This window comes from Mediterranea massiliensis, from assembly GCF_900128475.1.
Lineage (GTDB): Bacteria > Bacteroidota > Bacteroidia > Bacteroidales > Bacteroidaceae > Bacteroides > Bacteroides massiliensis_E.
The window spans coordinates 516,908-532,380 of record NZ_LT635838.1 but is presented as its reverse complement, the minus strand read 5'-3'; the positions used below and the strand labels follow the sequence as shown (position 1 = coordinate 532,380).

Sequence of the window (15,473 nt, the reverse complement as noted above, 5' to 3'; positions counted from 1 at the left end):
ATTATTCTTCATTCTTCATTTCCTCTTTCTTCATTTTTCTGTTCACTCCGCCGAAGAATTTCTCGATTTTCACCTTGCGCTGGAGCTGCATCATGCCGTAGAGGAAGGCCTCGGGGCGTGGCGGGCAGCCGGGTACGTAGACGTCGACGGGCAGTATCTGGTCGACGCCCTGCACCACGTGGTAGGACTTGCGGAAGGGACCTCCGCTGACGGCGCATCCGCCTACGGCCACCACGTATTTTGGGTCGGCCATCTGGTCGTAGAGGCGTCGGAGTACGGGGGCCATCTTGTAGGTGATGGTACCGCTCACGAGGATGACGTCGGCCTGTCGGGGGCTGTTTCGGGTCACTTCGAAGCCGAAGCGGGCGATGTCATAGCGGGCGGCGCACACGGCCATGAACTCGATGCCACAACAGCTGGTGGCGAAGGTGAGCGGCCACAGGGAGTTGCTGCGTCCCCAGTCGATGAGCTGGTCGAGGGCGCCCACCACCACGTTGACGCCGCCGGCGTTCAGTTCCTGAATGATTTTCTCGAGTGTTTCGTTGTCCTGAAATTCCTCGTAGGGGATGGACTTGATGACGGGTTTCTTCATTACTTCCATTCCAACGCTCCTTTCCGCCAGGCGTATGCCAGGCCCAGCACCAATACGAAGAAAAAGAAAAGAATGCCTGTCAGGGCTTGCGGACCCAGCTGGCGGACGGTGACGGCCCAGGGGAAGAGGAAGACCGTTTCGACCTCGAACATCAGAAACAGGATGGCGAAGAGGTAGTAGCCCACACGGAACTGCATCCACGAACGGCCTCGCGTGGGGATACCGCATTCGTAGGGTTCCATCTTTTGCGGATTGTACGAGCGGGGCGCTATCGCATGGGAAATGGCGATGACTAAGCCCACGAAAATAACGGCCGTCAACACGACGGTAACTAAGAAGGTAAAGTTCATAAATCTGACAAGATTTTAGTGTTTGTTATGGGGAGACGTTTCTCCCCGTTCCTTTTTCGGCGTGCAAAATTACAAATAAGAATTTATCTATTTGTAACCTCCGTATGACAAAAAATGGCTATTTTTACACTTTTTATCCTATGTCAAACTTAACAAACGTGTCGGCGGGCGGCTTTTTTAGGCGTTTCCGGCTCAGTTGAAGTAGTGCTCTATCTTCTTGATCATCATGCTCAAACAGAACACCACGACATGGTCGCCGGGCTGTATCTGCGTGTTACCCATTACCACCACGCCCTCGCCCTGGCGGATGAGGCCGCCGATGGTCACTCCCTTGGGCAGGCCCAGGTCCTTGACGGGGTGTCGGGTGATTTTCGAGCCGGCCTTGACGGTAAATTCGGCCACGTCGGCGTTGGCCACGGTGAGGCATTTCACGTTGCTCACGTCGGCGTCGAGCATCATCTGGTAGATGTGGCTGGCGGCAATCATCTTCTTGTTGATGACGGTGCCGATGTCCAGGCTTTCGGCCATGCCGATGTAGTCGATGTTCTCCACCTCGGCCACGGTCTTGCGCACGCCCATGCGCTTGGCGGCCAGGCAGGCCAGGATGTTGGTTTCGGAGTTGCCCGTCAGCGCCACGAAGGCTTCGGTGTTGTGCAGGCCCTCTTCGGTGAGGAGGTCCAGGTCGCGGCCGTCGCCGTTGATGACCATGATGCGGTCGTCCAGCACCTCGGTCAGGCGGTTGCATCGGTTCAGGTCGTTGTCGATGATCTTGAGCTGCATGTAGTCGGGCACGTACTGGGCGGTCCTGACGGCGATGCGGCTTCCGCCCATGACCATGACGTTGCGCACGTCGGGGTAGTCTTCCTTGCCCACCACCTTGCGCACGTAGGGGATGTACTTGCGGGTGGTGGTGAAGTAGACGATGTCGTGCAGCTTGAGGACGTCGTCGCCGCGGGGGATGAGCGTCTCGTTGCCGCGCTTGATGGCCACGATGTGGTAGGGCAGGCCGGGTCCGCCCAGCTGGTGCAGGGGGATGTTCAGTATCTCGGCCTTCTCGCGCATCTTGGTGCCTATCAGGATGAGGGCGCCGCCGCAGAATTCCCACCACTGGCGCACCCAGCTCATGCGGATGGAGGCCACGATCTCCTTGGCGGCCAGCATTTCGGGGTAGATGAGCGAGTGCACGCCCAGCTTCTGGAAGAATTCCTTGTTCTTGGGCAGCAGGTATTCGTAGTTGTCGATGCGGGCCACGGTCTTCTGCGCGCCCAGGTTGGCGGCCAGCAGGCAGGCCGTCACGTTGCGGCTTTCGTCGGGGGTGACGGCGATGAAGAGGTCGGCGTCTTCCACGCCCACTTCCTTCAGCCCCGATATCGACGTGGGCGAGACGTTGACGGCCATCAGGTCGAAGTTCGACCCGAAGGCGTTGAGCTTGTCCTCGTTTTCGTCCATGAGGATGATGTCCTGCTTCTCGCGCGAGAGCAGCTTGGCCAGATGTGTGCCTACTGCGCCGGCACCGGCAATGATAATTTTCACTTCTGTAACGGATAATTGATGTTTGACAATTGATGATAGATGCCTTCCTCGTCCATGCCACACAGGTGGTAGAGCTGGGCCACGGTGCCGTGTTCGATGAAGCGGTCGGGCACGCCGATGCGGCGTACGTCGGGCTTGTAGCCGTGGTCGGCCATGAACTCGAGCACGGCGCTGCCCATGCCTCCGCGCACCACGCCGTCTTCCACGGTGACGATGTGCCGGAAGCGGCGCCCTATCTCGTGGAGCATCTCCTCGTCCAGCGGCTTGAGGAAGCGCAGGTCGTAGTGGGCGATGGAGAGGCCCAGCTCCTGCTCGGCCCGCGTGATGGCGCGTGCGGCCACGTGGCCGATGGGACCCAGCGTGACGACGGCTGCGTCCGTGCCGTCCTTCAGGCGGCGTCCCTTGCCCACGGGCACCTCTTCCAGCGGGCAGCGCCAGTCGAGCAGCACGCCCCGTCCGCGCGGGTAGCGGATCACGAAGGGCCCCTTGCCGGGCAGCTGGGCGGTGTACATCAGGCGGCGCAGCTCGTGCTCGTCCAGCGGCGAGGCGATGGTCAGGTTGGGGATGGGGCGGAAGTAGGCCAGGTCGAACACACCGTGGTGTGTGGGGCCGTCTTCGCCCACCAGGCCGGCACGGTCCAGGCAGAGCACCACGGGCAGGCGCAGCAGGGCGATGTCGTGTATCACGTTGTCGTAGGCGCGCTGCATGAAGCTCGAGTAGATGTTGCAGAAGGGTTGCAGCCCTTCCTTGGCCATGCCGCCCGAGAAGGTGGCCGCGTGTCCCTCGGCGATGCCCACGTCGAAGGCGCGGTCGGGCATGGCTTCCATGAGCTTGTTCATGGAGCAGCCGGTGGGCATGGCGGGCGTCACGCCCACGATGCGCGGGTTCTGCCGTGCCAGCTCCACGAGCGTCTCGCCGAAGACGTCCTGGTAGAGGGGCGGCAGGTGGCTGGTGTCGGCCAGGATGCGTTCGCCCGTGTCTGGGCTGAACTTGCCGGGCGCGTGCCACACGCCGGGGTCCTTTTCGGCCGGCTCGAAGCCTTTGCCCTTGGTGGTGTGCAGGTGCAGTATCTTGGGTCCCTTCAGGTCCTTGATGTCGTGGAGCACGCGGGCCAGATTCTTCACGTCGTGTCCGTCGATGGGCCCGAAGTATCGGATGTTCATGCCCTCGAAGATGTTCTGCTGCTGGGCGGCCATCGACTTCAGGCTGTTGGCAAAGCGGATGAGGGCCTTGCGGCGCTCCTCGTTGAGGATGCCCATCTTGAAGAGGATGCGCGACATCTTGAAGCGCAGCTGGTTGTAGCGGTTGCTCGTGGTGAGGTTGAAGAGGTACTGCTTCATGCCGCCCACGCTGCGGTCGATGGACATGTCGTTGTCGTTGAGGATGATGAGCAGGTCGTTGGGCGTAGACGAGGTGTTGTTCAGTCCCTCGAAGGCCAGTCCGCCGCTCATGCTGCCGTCGCCGATGACGGCCACCACGTGGCGGTCTTTCTCCCCCTTCTGCCGGGCGGCCACGCACATGCCCAGGGCGGCCGAGATGGAGTTGGACGCGTGTCCGCAGGCGAAGGTGTCATATTCGCTCTCTTCGGGCGAGGGGAAGGGTCGGATGCCCTTGAAGCGTCGGTTGGTCGAGAAGGCCTCGCGGCGTCCTGTCAGTATCTTGTGGCCGTAGGCCTGATGGCCCACGTCCCAGACGATGCGGTCGTAGGGTGTGCGGTAGACGTAGTGCAGGGCTACGGTCAGCTCCACTGTGCCCAGGCTGGCGGCAAAGTGTCCGGGGTTGCGCGACACCTCTTCGATGATGTCCTGCCGGAGCTCGCGGCACACCTCGGGCAGTTGGTCCACCGGCAGGCGGCGCAGGTCGTCGGGCGTGGCGATGCGGTTCAGCAGGTTGTATGTAGTCAGATTCGTATCCATCTTTTTCTGTGTTATAGCTTGCAAAAATAACAAAAAGAAATCAGATGCAGGCAATATTTCGGATAAAAAGCTGAACGGGGCGTTGGTTAGCGGTTAGCGAATACTCACCGCTAACCGCTAATTTTTACATACAGCTGGTGACGCCCAGCGTGGTTCCAATGGCGGTCAGGATGGTGACCAGCGTCTGGATGATGGTTTTCCAAATAGTTTTCTTGTCCATTTCTTTAATTGAGAATTGAAAATCTTCGTTAATGGATAATTGAGAATTGAAAATTGAAAATTAAGTTCGGCCGCATTCTTCATTTTCCATTTTCAATTAGCTTCGCTCAAAACCTCCTTTAATATTTACACTAAGGAATAGTCTCCATTTTCAATTTACAGCGGGCTTCCTTCCTGGTCGTCGCCGTCACTGCCGCTACCGCCGGGCTCGGGTTCCGTGCCGTCGTCGGTCAGCGTGCCGCCGGCGGTGTAGACGGTGAGCTCGGCGACGCGGGTGCTCTTGCGCAGCTCGGTGTTGCTCCAGGTCTTGGTGTTGCGCACGTTCAGGTGGACGCCCGTGATGAGGCTCGTGTCCCAGGCGTCGGCCGTGTCGGCACCCTTCGAGGAGATGCCCACGGAGAACAGGCCCAGGTCGCCCAGGCGGACGCTCTTGCCGTCGAGCACCAGCTCCTTGAGGCAGGCCAGCATGTCGATGAGCACGCCGTGGATGACGCCGCGGGAGTAGGGCGAGTTGTGTTCCGAAATGTGGGTGACGAAGTCTTCGAATTCCACCGTGCGGTCCTGCACGGCGCGGGCGTACCACTTGGCGGGTGCGTCGGGGTTCTGAGGCGACTTGGCCTGATAACGTCTGTACTTTAATGTTCCGATGGTTGACATAGCTTTGTTGTTTTAGTTTGTGATTAATTAATTGAGAATTGAGAATTGAGAATTGAGAATGATCTTGCTCCGGCCGCAGGCAAATTCTTCATTCTTCATTCTTCGTTCTTCATTACGAAGGCAAAGATAATCGCTTCCCCACGTGCGTCCAAAAACAGGGTATCGGTTTTATGCAAAAATCTGTTAACGAAAACGGAAAATTGTGTTAATAAAACTAATAGGCTGATTTACAGGTTGTAATACGGTGTTTTCGTACTTGGAAAGCGGTGCTTTTCGGTTTTCGGCGCGGCGCGCGCATGCGATGTCTTTTTTGCGTGCTGCCGCTTCCGGTTATTGTTTTTTGTCTGCACCGATGGATGTCTGTGTTTCAGGGGAGGCGTTACGCGTTACAATTGTTACAAATTACAATTAGTAAAATCTGTAACAGGAAACTTGGAAAAGGAAATTAATACTATATATATTATATATATATAATATATATATAGTATTAAAATATTTAACATTTCTCTTCGTTCGGAGTGGAAAAATTGAAAAAAAATAATTGTAACGCTGTAACAATTGTAACGCTGTAACGGGTTGGTGGGTGTCAAGTGTCTGATAAACAATTGTCTATGAAGATTCAAACAACGAGGCAGGAAACATCACTTACGTAAATTGCATAGGCAAAAAGAGTAAGCAGGCTACCTCGCGAAAAGCTGCTTTTTTTGCGGCGAAAATGGTGAAAATGGCCTGAATTTTTCCCATCGGTGGGCAGAAATCTGAAAAAAGGAGTATATTTGTCGTTTGATTATTAAAGTATCCATTTATGCTTATACTGAAGCAACCATATAATTCAAAGAAAGCAAAGGCAAAACCTTTTATCAAATGGGTGGGGGGAAAAGGACAACTCATTTCTACATTTGAAGAGCTTTTACCCAAAAAGTTCATGTTGATAGAGGATGTGACCTATATAGAGCCCTTTATTGGAGGAGGTGCCATGCTTTTCTATATGCTTCAACGTTTCAATAATATCAAGCGGGCAGTCATTAATGATGTTAATCCAGACTTAATAAAAGCGTATAAGACGATTAAGAAAGCTCCAGAAGCATTAATACAAAGCTTGTCCCTGATTGAACGCGAATATTTAGGCATTCAAGAGGAAGAAAAAAGAAAAGAGTTTTTCTTGTCTGTGCGTAAAAGATTCAATCAGGGAGAAATGTCGGACGTTGACAATACTGTGTTGCTTATGTTTTTGAACCGTACTTGCTTCAACGGGCTTTATCGGGTAAACTCAAAAGGTGAATTTAATGTACCTTTCGGCAGATATAAGAATCCTACGATTTGTGATGCGGAAACGATATATGCAGATAGTGAATTATTGCAAAAAGTTGACATCATCAGCGGTGATTTTGAACAGACGGAACAATATGTGTCAAAAGATACTTTTGTTTATTTTGACCCGCCTTATCGCCCGCTGGATGCAACATCGAGTTTTAATTCTTATGCGAAGGAAGCTTTCAATGACGATGAACAGATACGTTTGAAAAAATATTTCGATAGATTGTCCGGCAAAAATTGTTTGATGATGCTCAGCAATTCCGATTGCAGGGGACGCAATCCGGAAGATACTTTCTTTGACGATTTGTATAAAGACTATTTCATTGAACGTGTATATGCTTCGCGTTCGGTTAATGCGAATCCCGAAAAGCGTGGTAAGTTGACGGAATTGCTTATACGGAATTACTCTGAAACGATGGCATCACGCCCAAAATTACCGAACAATGTTGATTTAAAATTGAATGAATATGAGCAAGGCACATACAGAAGAAGAATTTAAGGTGTTTATGTCGCAACTCATCGAGACAAACGCTCCGTTGAGTTTCTTTTCTGATTTTGAGAAGATTACCGCCAATGTTGATGCCATTTCCATCAAGCTCAACCAGTTGAATTATCTGGTGGGTAAGGATAATATGGAGGAGGCGGTGCGTCGTCTTTGGGATGAAAATCCTAAAGTGTTCAGTGTGCTTGACATCTTGATCGCTGTTCGGGCAAGCGACAAGAAAAAAGCGATTGCCCGTAGTGGACAGATACAACTGATTGAGAATTTTTTCAAGACTCCCGAAGGAGTTATCGAATATTTGGAAGATACAGGCTTGAAGCAGGTACTTCAAGACAAACATGTTACCAATTTGGTTGATTATGTTTTTGGGGTAGAAACAGGACTTGACACCAACGCACGTAAGAACCGAAGCGGCGATATAATGGGAAATAAGGTAGCCGAAATCTTCCAAGAAAAAGGCATTAAGTTTCGCCGGGAAGTTTACTCTACTGAATTTGAAGAAATGAAATGTTTGGGTGAAGATCGCAAACGTTTTGATTTTGTATAGAGACTGAAGCCAAAACTTATCTGATTGAAGTAAACTTTTATAGTGGCGGTGGTTCAAAACTTAATGAAGTGGCACGTGCATATTCTGAACTCGCTCCTAAAATCAATCAATTTGATAATTATGAGTTCGTTTGGATTACCGACGGGGTAGGTTGGAATTCGGCACGTAGCAAGCTGGAAGAAGCTTTTTACGCAATACCGAGTGTGTATAACCTTACGACAATAAATGACTTTTTAAATGCTATAAAATGAAAAAAGACGGCACCGGGGGTGGAAATACCATTACAGGGTTGATCTATGAAGGAAAGGTTGACTTAGCTACTTTTCTGGCTTCGCAAGAAGGATATACAGTTATGGATTCTTATGTGTATTATGAGGGGAATTTAGTGGCCCGAATATTTAAGAAACATGGATTCTATAATTTCTTGTCAGAAAATGGCGTTGACTGGACAAAACATATCTCTTCCAAGCTATTGCCTGACAATTGCATTTATGTAATTGTCAATAATACTCTTTTTATCATTGAGGTAAAAACTCAGAATGTAGGCGGAAGTGTAGACGAGAAGTTGCAAACTTGCGATTTCAAGAAAAAACAATATCAAAAATTATTGTCACAATTGAATATAGAGGTGGAATATGTTTATATTTTGGATGAATGGTTTAAAGCTCCCAAGTATAAAGATGTTTTAGACTATATTATTAGTGTGAGATGCCAATACTATTTTAATTATATTCTTTTGGCCAAATTAGGGTTGCCTGTACCAGAAAAACAATGATTACCCCTTTCTTCCGTTCCCCCGACCGCGCCTTTACCCTCCTGCATGGTGATTGTGTCGAACTTCTGAAACAGTTTGAGTTCAAGTTCGACATGATATTTGCCGACCCGCCCTATTTCCTGTCCAATGGCGGCATCAGCGTGCAGAGCGGCAAAGTGGTGTGTGTGGACAAAGGTGACTGGGACAAGGGAGGCACGCCCGAAAGTATCGACGCCTTCAACCGCACCTGGCTGGCCGCCTGCCGCGACAAGCTGAAGAAGGACGGCACCATCTGGGTGAGCGGAACGTATCACAACATCTTTTCCGTGGCCAGCCGCCTGACGGAGCTGGGATTCAAAATTCTGAACGTTGTTACGTGGGCCAAGACCAACCCGCCGCCCAACATTTCTTGCCGTTACTTTACCTATTCGGCCGAATACATCGTTTGGGCAAGGAAATCGGCCAAGGTACCCCATTACTACAATTATGAGCTGATGAAGCGCATCAACGACGGCAAGCAGATGGGCGACGTGTGGCGCCTGCCTGCCATTGCGCCGTGGGAGAAATCGTGCGGCAAGCATCCCTGCCAAAAGCCGCTGGCCGTCTTGTCGCGCATCATTCTGGCTTCTACACGCCCTGGTGCGTGGGTGCTCGACCCCTTTACGGGGAGCAGTACGACGGGCATCGCCGCCAACCTGCTGGGACGCCGTTTCCTGGGTATCGACCAGGAAGAGGAATATCTTGTCATGAGCCGTAGTCGCAGGCAGGAAATAGAAAATATAAAGACCTTTGCCAAATATCGTGGCAAAATAAAGGATATCGCTTTTGTGGAGACAAATCTCGTTCATCCGGGCGAGGATGAAGGTCTGGCCTATGATTTGCCTTTCTGAAGAAGTGGAGATGTGTATATTCTTTCTCTTCTCGGCTCTTGGACTGTTTGAAAAAGATGTTATCTTTGCAAACGTAAAACACGCGCTTGGTGCACGGACAAAGACGTGCGCTGCCAGAGGCGTAGACAATCTGCAATGAAAACAAAACAGGTGAAAAGAATATGAAATTCACAATTTACAAATACGAGCTTGTGAAGACGGGCGAACAGTCGCTTTTCAAGCAGGAAAATATGAACGGGACAATCGGACAGGACTATCTGGACAAACTGCTTTCTGTTAAGCAACTCAACCTTTTCCATACATCGGCCAAGACGGGCGAACCGACTCTCTATCCAAATGCGGTACTGAAGACGCGGGGCGGAGTGACGTTGATGCGTGTGTGCAACGTGAAGCACCTCACGCTGGTGCAAGACTACAAGGAACACAAATTGGAGTCGAATCCGTATTGCCACGTGTTGATAGACAATCGACCCGGTGTGGGGCAGATGGCCATCGAACAGTCGGGAGCCTTTGACGGAGAACCGGACAAGGTACGTGACATCCTGCAAGAATCGCTCCATGCCCAGCTGGCCGATGCGGGGCTGACTATCGAAATTCGGGCCAAGATGCTCGTCATGGATTTTTGGGAGGCGGTAGAGTATCGGATGCGCCGCAAAGATGAATGCATCACGCGAGTCGTGTTCGAGTTTTCCGACCTGCAAAAGTCGGGACCCATTGATGCGCCTGCTCCAATGATAGAACTCCTGAAATACCTGAACAACCTCTCCCGGCTGATGGGTGCGGCGAAGAGCCAGTATCAACTGGATGCGACAAGCCAAGGTACACTGAAACTGGATCGCACACAGGAGGACTTGGCGCAGATGGTGGGACTCTGTTGCAACAATGGCTATCAGATAGTCGTTCACTTCAAACATGGGAAAGCCTTCCGTAACGGCGATTGCCAACTGGCAACGTTCGACATTGAGGAAGAGCCCTTGAACCACTTTGTCAACGGGCAATGTGTCATTGGAAGCAGTGCCGACGACGAACCGGCCTATGCGCTGGTGAGTTGGCTGGACGATGTACGCGAATATACAAAAGATTATAACGATGCAACGCAGATTGAACGTAAAAGAAAGAGAAAGTATAAGAGAGTGGTTTGATGGTGATATGCTATACAGGCTGGTGGCGGACGTCGCCCGTCACTGTGCAAGCCGTGCGCATGTGTTGCGTCTGACTCCCGAAGAAGTGCTGCTGGAGCTATCCGACGTGTTGGATGGCATGAAGGAGACCCCCGACCGGAAACATTACTTGTGCCAGACGACATGGGACATGCTGGCTTATGAAATCCGTGGCGCGGGCATTGATGTGCCCGATGACGAAATGGAAATGTACGTGCAAGGAGTGATGATGACGCTCATTGTATGCCTGGCGCTGGTGGATGCGGCTGCATGCCGTACTCTGGCGATGGGGCTGATGATGGAGTTGGACAATCATGCCCGGCAGTCGGAAATCGCTTCATGGCAACAGTGGATCGGTACGCTGGTTTGCCGTATGGGCGAAGATGGGCTTCGGACGCGAATGAACCGCTACTGGAGTGGAGATTCATATTTGACCGATGAAATCCATGAGGTGCTGGAGGCGGCTGTTTGCAAGGAGGAACCTGGCCGTGGTATGATGCCGGTTATAAAAAATATTATCAATACAGGCGGAGGACCAGCCATCATGGGAGGCAGCTTTTCAGAAACGGAATTCAACTAATTGAAAAACAGATCGGAGTATGTGTGACAACAAAATTGAAATCAACACCGAAGGTGGTGCGGTCATCACGGGAGGGACGTTTATCGGTACAGAATTTGTGGGACAGAAGCACGTGCATGCACACGAGCCGCAAAAAAGGCCGTTGGCGGATAGCGAACAGAGAGACAAGAACGTGCTGGAGCGGCTGCTTGCTGCTACGGATGTGGACGGTAATCGCATTTTCACCACACAGACGCAATGGTATGCGGTGTATCGGGTATTCAGTGAGCTGAGAGGTTATCCAAAAGAAATGAAAGCTTTTTGCAGAGCCATGGAAGACTTGGGGATGAAAGAAGTCAGACCCGCTGTGAACTATGATTCGTTGAAGAAAGCTGGTGTGCCCGCCATGCTGGAAACCACCAAGGTGACACAATGGAAGAGTTGCCTTTCGTCTGCCCAGGGTGCTCCGCGCAAACAGATTGTGACGGCCATGAAACTGATGGAGTCGCTGGAAGAAGAACGGTAAACTGCCCCTCAACCATCCCCTGAACTTTCCCTTATTCCCTCAAACTATCCCCTGCCGGGCTTTTTCTCGGCAGGGGCTTTTTTATCCCCTAATTTTGCTCCTGCAATCATCGGAAAAACAGATGGTTGCAGGAGTTTTTGTTTAATTAAAAATTTTAGAAGATGAAACGAATTATGAAAGTAGTGATGCAGGGCGAACCCTTCGCGGTGCAGAGCCAGAAGGCCGAAAACGGACAGGTGATGAAGTGCAACATCGTGTTGCAGGAGGTGGGCGGCAAGTACGAGGACACGTACGTGGCAGCCATGCTGGGGCAGCTGGCCTCGTGCAAGTTTTATGCGGGCGAGCTGGTGTATGCCGTCCTCCGCTTCCAGACACGCGAATACAACGGACAGATGTTTCAGGACATTCTGGCGGTGGAACTTATTAAAATGAAGAACTAATAAAATGAAGAATGAAGAATGATGAATGAAGAATTTTAATTCTCAATTCTCAATTTACTAACTGAGTGGAGCGAGGTGAAGGAATCTCCTGGAGAGCAATGCGGCCGCGTTTCTCGCTTCTTCCCCTCCAAAACATTCAGTAAGATGAAGAAGGAATATTTTTTACAAGACGTCCGTATGGACACACAGACGGCCTTCCTGGCCAACGGCAACATCAACATTTATCCCTGCGCCTGGGAAGTGGAGAAAGCACCCATCACGCCCGACGGACGGGCCTCCTACAAGGGACGCATCACGGTGGAGGAGGACGGACGCACACGCGTAAGCCCCTACAACATGGGGACAGGACCACGTTACATCGACCTCTTTGCCACAGAGCATTGCCGGGTGATGATGACCCAGCGCGGCCAGATCATCGAGAAATGGAGCTTCCGACCCTCGCTGACCTCCGACGACATCCGCGCCCTGCGCGCCCTGGAGGGGCGGCGCATCGACGCCTACTATGCCAGCCGCAAACTGGAGACGAGATGGTGAAACAATGGAGAATGGAAAATGGAAAATGGAGAATGAAGCAATGATTATCCATTCTCAATTATCAATTATCAATTAGAAAAACATGAACATTTTTACTTGTATCGGACGGGGGCATGGTGCTCCCGCCCTTCCGGCCACCCGCCAGGAGTGGGAGGCCATGCGCCGCGAGCCTTGGCTGGCGGAGATGTGTCGCCGCATCGAGGCGGGCGACGAGAAACTGAAACGGCGGCTGCCCATCTGGACACCTCATTGCGCTGCCTTCCGAGACAACCACCGCGCGGCGGCGGACGCCCTGAAGCCCCTGCCGCGGCTGATGCTGGACTTCGACGAAAAGGGTCATTCGGCCGAGATACTGGAGCGGTCGCTGGCCTTGCAGAAAGAGGGCAAGTGGCAGGTGCTGCTGGTGGAAGAGTCGGTGAGGCGCGGCACGCACGTGCTCATCGTCCTGCCCGACGGCATGACGCCGCAGGAGGCGCAGAAGCGCTTCTCGGCCGACGTGGGCTTTCAGGCGGACGGCGCGCTGAAGGACGTGAGCCGCTGCATCTACATGGTGCCCGAGGACCATACGCTGTATGTGGACGAGGAGAGGCTGTTTGGAAATGAAGAATTAAGAATGAAGAATGAAGAATTGCCCCCTGCCAACCCCTCCGTAGGGACGCACCATGGTGCGTCCGATGATGCGTCCGATGCCAACGATGATGCCGCCAATGCGCCCCACACGGACGATGCCGCCAATGCGCCCAAAGCGGACGCACCGTGGTGCGTCCCTACATTTAAGGGCATTCCTTATTCAGAAATAATCCAACAATGGTTCCGCCTGGCGGGTGGCGAACCTGTGCAGGGCGAGCGCAACGACAAGCTCCACCGCCTGGCTTCGCACCTGCGCTACATTGCCGACAACGACGAGGCGCTGCTCCTGCAAGTGATGCCCCGCTACGGCCTCTCCGAAGAGGAGATGAAGGGGCTGATACACTCCGCCTGCTCGGCGAAATGGTACTCCATGCCGAAGATGATGCGGGAGGCCCTTGAAAATGAAGAACGAAGAATGAAGAATGAAGAATCGACCGCGGAGGATGAAAATTCTTCATTCGGAGGCGAAGCCGACATTCTTCATTCTTCATTACCAAAGCGCTTGCCTGCCCTGATAAAGCTCCTGGTCAGCCGCACCCCCGACGTCTACAAGCCCGCCGTGGCGCACGCCGTCTTTCCTTCGCTGGCCGCGCATCTGCACAAAGTACGATTCCGATATATTGACAACGTGGAGCACGAAGCCACCTTGATGAACGTCCTTATGGCAGGCACGGGCGCGGGCAAGGACTGCATCTCCGAACCTATCAACCGCATCATGGCCGACATCCGCCGCCGCGACGAGGACAACCTGCGCCGCGAGCGTGAATGGAAGAACGAAGTCACCTCGAAGGGAGCCAACAAGGACAAACGCCAACGACCCGAAGGGCTTATCATCCAAGAGATTGACGCCGACATGACCAACCCCGCCTTCGTGATGCGCATGGCCGAGGCGGACGGGCACTTCCTCTACACGAAGCTGAACGAGATTGACCAGTTCGATGCCTTGCGTGGAAGCGGACGGGGCGGCCAGCAATTCCAAATCATGTGCCTGGCCTTCGACCCCGGCAACCGCTACGGACAGACGCGCGTGGGCGTGCAGAGCGTCACGGAGAAGGTGACCATCCGCTTCAACTGGAATGCCTCGACCACCATCCAGAAAGGCAAGCGCTACTTCAGCCGCGTGCTGACGGACGGGCCGATAAGCCGCATCAACTTCTGCACCATCCCCGAACGCGAAATCGGCGCGGACATGCCCGTCTATGGCACGTATGATGCCGCCTTCGACGAGGAGCTTCGCCCCTACATCGAGAACCTTGTGAAGGCGCAGGGCTTGATAGATTGCCCGCAGGCCTACAAACTGGCCAAGACGTTGAAGGAGGAGTGTGCCGAGTTCGCCCGCCTCTCGCAAAGCCGCGTGTACGAAAACCTCTCCTTCCGCGCCAACGTCATCGCCTGGTTGAAGGCGTGCGTGCTCTTCGTGGCCAACGGCTGCCAGTGGGACAAGACCTTCGAGGACTTCATCCGCTGGTCGCTCCAGTACGACCTGGCCTGCAAGATGGAGTTCTTCGGGGCGGACATCGAGGAGGCCAACCGGCAGGGGATGGGAAGGGGCAGGCAGGTGCCCGGACGGCGTAATCTGCTGGAGCTGCTGCCCGATGAATTTTCCTTTGAGGATGCCGTACGGGTTCGCCAGTGGGAAGGATTGGATGCCAAAGGCACTTCTAATATGCTACGCCAATGGAAATATAGACGTTACGTTACAATTGTTACAAATGACAATTACCAAAAATTAAAATTCAGAAGAGATGGAAATGACATTGACAAGAATCGCCAAGCGTAAGACCTACACCATAGGCCGCCTGGAGATAGACGGAACATACGTGTGCGACACGCTGGAGCCTGCGTGGCGCGACCTGAAGAAGAAGCACAAGGTGAAGGGGCGTACGGCCATCCCCGAAGGGCGCTATCCGGTGGTCATCACCTGGAGCCCCAAGTTCTGCCGGTGGCTGCCCCTGCTGCTCCACGTGCCCCTGTTCGAGGGCATCCGCATCCATGCCGGCAACACGCCCGCGGACACGGCGGGCTGCATCCTCCCGGGCGAGAACCGCAAGGCTGGCCATGTGGTCGACTCCACCCGCTACGTCCGCCTGCTGAAGCGGCGCATCGTCGAAGCCAAAGAGCGCGGCGAGGGTGTGTGGATCACGGTGAAATGAGGATGGCGCGAGGGGCTGGAAAAGGATGCCTCGTGAGCATTTAACAAACATAAACACGCCGCACTTTTCAACACGCAATGCGCTGATAGCCAGCTGATAGGCGATGAAAAAGTGCGGCGTTCAAAAACTCTCGGCATGCGATAAATGGCTGTCATTTCTGGCGCTGGAAACCGGGGCGCCGTCGTTTTGAATGC

General features: G+C 53.1%; 16 protein-coding genes and 1 pseudogene. 11 read left to right on the top strand and 6 right to left on the bottom strand.

The window, feature by feature from the left end:
• Nucleotide 1 precedes the first annotated feature (1 nt).
• The 6 genes from BQ7483_RS12145 to BQ7483_RS12125 form a co-directional block, all read right to left on the bottom strand.
• Nucleotides 2-601: an NADH-quinone oxidoreductase subunit B gene (locus BQ7483_RS12145; protein ID WP_072546060.1), complete on the bottom strand. Its 600-nt coding sequence runs from the start codon at nt 599-601 to the stop codon at nt 2-4.
• The gene (locus BQ7483_RS12140; protein WP_022020034.1) at nt 592-942 is read right to left on the bottom strand and encodes an NADH-quinone oxidoreductase subunit A; all 351 of its coding nucleotides are present in this window, start codon (nt 940-942) and stop codon (nt 592-594) included. Before BQ7483_RS12140 ends, BQ7483_RS12145 begins: the two co-directional genes overlap by 10 nt.
• A 192-nt stretch (nt 943-1,134) precedes the next feature.
• Nucleotides 1,135-2,475: a Trk system potassium transporter TrkA gene (trkA, locus tag BQ7483_RS12135; protein WP_072546059.1), complete on the bottom strand. Its 1,341-nt coding sequence runs from the start codon at nt 2,473-2,475 to the stop codon at nt 1,135-1,137.
• Complete coding sequence (gene dxs / locus BQ7483_RS12130; RefSeq protein ID WP_072546058.1) at nt 2,472-4,391, bottom strand: 1-deoxy-D-xylulose-5-phosphate synthase; 1,920 nt, start codon at nt 4,389-4,391, stop codon at nt 2,472-2,474. The genes trkA and dxs overlap by 4 nt, the downstream gene beginning before the upstream one ends.
• Before the next feature lie 124 nt (nt 4,392-4,515).
• On the bottom strand, nt 4,516-4,611 hold the full coding sequence (locus BQ7483_RS17745) for a smalltalk protein (RefSeq protein WP_022021503.1): 96 nt from the start codon (nt 4,609-4,611) through the stop codon (nt 4,516-4,518).
• Between the two features lie 155 nt (nt 4,612-4,766).
• Entirely contained in the window at nt 4,767-5,267 is a 501-nt protein-coding gene (locus BQ7483_RS12125; RefSeq protein ID WP_072546057.1) for an HU family DNA-binding protein, read from the bottom strand.
• Between the two features lie 805 nt (nt 5,268-6,072).
• On the opposite strand from BQ7483_RS12125, the gene BQ7483_RS12120 reads away from it, so the two are divergent.
• The 11 genes and pseudogenes from BQ7483_RS12120 to BQ7483_RS12070 all read left to right on the top strand — a co-directional run bounded on the left by BQ7483_RS12120 (nt 6,073) and on the right by BQ7483_RS12070 (nt 15,279).
• On the top strand, nt 6,073-7,083 hold the full coding sequence (locus tag BQ7483_RS12120; RefSeq protein WP_072546056.1) for a DNA adenine methylase: 1,011 nt from the start codon (nt 6,073-6,075) through the stop codon (nt 7,081-7,083).
• Nucleotides 7,046-7,884 (top strand): annotated as a pseudogene (locus BQ7483_RS12115) (type II restriction endonuclease). Before BQ7483_RS12120 ends, BQ7483_RS12115 begins: the two are co-directional and overlap by 38 nt.
• Entirely contained in the window at nt 7,881-8,408 is a 528-nt protein-coding gene (locus BQ7483_RS12110) for a hypothetical protein (protein WP_072546055.1), read from the top strand. Before BQ7483_RS12115 ends, BQ7483_RS12110 begins: the two are co-directional and overlap by 4 nt.
• A complete protein-coding gene (locus tag BQ7483_RS12105) occupies nt 8,405-9,277 on the top strand; it encodes a DNA-methyltransferase (protein WP_083535726.1) in 873 nt (290 codons plus the stop codon). Before BQ7483_RS12110 ends, BQ7483_RS12105 begins: the two co-directional genes overlap by 4 nt.
• 161 nt (nt 9,278-9,438) lie before the next feature.
• The gene (locus BQ7483_RS12100) at nt 9,439-10,419 is read left to right on the top strand and encodes a hypothetical protein (RefSeq protein WP_072546054.1); all 981 of its coding nucleotides are present in this window, start codon (nt 9,439-9,441) and stop codon (nt 10,417-10,419) included.
• The gene (locus BQ7483_RS12095; RefSeq protein ID WP_139247646.1) at nt 10,367-11,017 is read left to right on the top strand and encodes an immunoglobulin domain-containing protein; all 651 of its coding nucleotides are present in this window, start codon (nt 10,367-10,369) and stop codon (nt 11,015-11,017) included. Before BQ7483_RS12100 ends, BQ7483_RS12095 begins: the two co-directional genes overlap by 53 nt.
• A gap of 19 nt (nt 11,018-11,036) precedes the next feature.
• Entirely contained in the window at nt 11,037-11,522 is a 486-nt protein-coding gene (locus tag BQ7483_RS12090) for a hypothetical protein (protein WP_072546052.1), read from the top strand.
• A gap of 161 nt (nt 11,523-11,683) precedes the next feature.
• Complete coding sequence (locus tag BQ7483_RS12085; RefSeq protein WP_072546051.1) at nt 11,684-11,962, top strand: hypothetical protein; 279 nt, start codon at nt 11,684-11,686, stop codon at nt 11,960-11,962.
• Nucleotides 11,963-12,106: 144 nt separating this feature from the next.
• Nucleotides 12,107-12,496, top strand: a complete 390-nt coding sequence (locus tag BQ7483_RS12080; RefSeq protein ID WP_139247645.1) for a hypothetical protein — start codon at nt 12,107-12,109, stop codon at nt 12,494-12,496.
• Between the two features lie 82 nt (nt 12,497-12,578).
• Nucleotides 12,579-14,906, top strand: coding sequence for a VirE protein (locus tag BQ7483_RS12075; RefSeq protein WP_072546049.1), 2,328 nt, complete (start codon nt 12,579-12,581; stop codon nt 14,904-14,906).
• Nucleotides 14,872-15,279 (top strand): DUF5675 family protein, encoded by a 408-nt coding sequence (locus BQ7483_RS12070; protein ID WP_072546048.1) that lies wholly within the window; start codon nt 14,872-14,874, stop codon nt 15,277-15,279. Before BQ7483_RS12075 ends, BQ7483_RS12070 begins: the two co-directional genes overlap by 35 nt.
• Nucleotides 15,280-15,473: the final 194 nt, after the last annotated feature.